Annotated in this window: 1 protein-coding gene; it reads right to left on the bottom strand. The window is 37.6% G+C overall.

What is annotated here, in order from left to right; genetic code table 11:
* A partial coding sequence (gene pruA, locus Q0075_RS12290; protein WP_297869764.1) for an L-glutamate gamma-semialdehyde dehydrogenase occupies positions 1-1475 on the bottom strand: 1475 nt, incomplete at its 3' end.
* Positions 1476-1520: the final 45 nt, after the last annotated feature.

Genomic DNA, 1520 nt, shown 5'->3' with positions numbered 1-1520 from the left:
ACAGCACCTGTTGGTTTGTCGTTGATGTAGAAGTTTCCTGCTGCATTTTGTAAAGCAACGGTAGCTTCTTCTACTGCATAACGACATTGGCTAAATACAGCTCCTGTTAAAGCATATTCTGAAGTTTCGTCTACCAATTTCAAAGTTTCAGACCATTTTGCGTCTTCGTAAATATAAATCGTAACCACTGGTCCGAATAATTCGGTTTCCATAGTAGTATATTTTGGATTTGTAGTTAAGATAACTGTTGGTTCAATGAAATAACCTTTTGATTTATCATAATTTCCACCCATGATTACTTCTGCATCGCTATCGTTTTTAGCTTGGTCAATGTAACGTGCTAATTTATCAAATGAAGCTTCTGAAATAACAGCTGTAATGAAATTACTCATATCTTCAGGCGAACCCATTTTCATTGAAGCTAAATCTGCTTCTAAATTAGACTTAACCGCTGGCCATAAACTTTGTGGAATATAAACACGTGAAGCTGCACTGCATTTTTGTCCTTGGAATTCAAAAGCACCACGAGAAATTCCGGTTGCTACTTGTTTTGCATTAGCTGATGGATGCGCAATGATGAAATCTTTTCCACCTGTTTCTCCAACGATTCTAGGGTATGTTTTGTAAGTTGCAATGTTATTTCCGATAGTTTTCCAAATGTCATTGAAAACGCCAGTTGAACCTGTAAAGTGAACTCCTGCTAAATGTGGACTTGATAAAACTACGTCAGAAACCATTCCTGAATCACCCATTACCATATTGATAACGCCGTCTGGTAAACCTGCTTCTTTGAAAACTTGCATAATCACATTGGCAGAATATACTTGAGTTGCAGCTGGTTTCCAAACTACTACATTACCCATTAAAGCTGCACTTGAAGGTAAGTTTCCTGCAATAGCTGTGAAGTTAAAAGGGGTAATGGCATATACAAAACCTTCTAATGGTCTGTATTCAACACGGTTCCACATATCAGAAGTTGAAGCTGGTTGATCTGCGTAAATTTTCGTCATGAATTCTACGTTGTAACGTAAGAAGTCGATCAACTCACAAGCGGAATCAATTTCGGCTTGGTGAATTGTTTTTGATTGTGCAATCATAGTAGCTGCATTGATTTTAGCGCGGTAAGGACCTGCTAATAATTCTGCTGCTTTTAAGAAAATTCCAGCTCTGTTTTCCCAAGCCATTGCTGCCCATTTTTTACGAGCTTCTAATGCTTCTGTAATTGCTTTTTCAACTAAAGCTCTGTCTGCTTGGTGATAAACACCTACAATATGTTGGTGATCATGAGGAGCCGACATTTTTTTAGTGTCACCAGTTTTAATTTCTTCGCTACCTATATATAATGGAACCTCTACTTGAGAATTCCACATAGTTTTGTATGTTTCAGCAACTTTTGCTCGTTCAGGAGAACCTGGAGCGTATGATTTTACGGGTTCGTTTACCGCTTTTGGGACATTAAAAAATCCTTTTAACATGGTGTTGTATTTTGAGATTAGACAATTTTGTGCTTTGATTTACGA

Origin of the sequence: uncultured Flavobacterium sp., from assembly GCF_937967675.1 — a bacterium.
Lineage (GTDB): Bacteria > Bacteroidota > Bacteroidia > Flavobacteriales > Flavobacteriaceae > Flavobacterium.
Note: the sequence above shows the minus strand (reverse complement) of the source record. Positions and strands in the feature narration are given on the sequence as shown.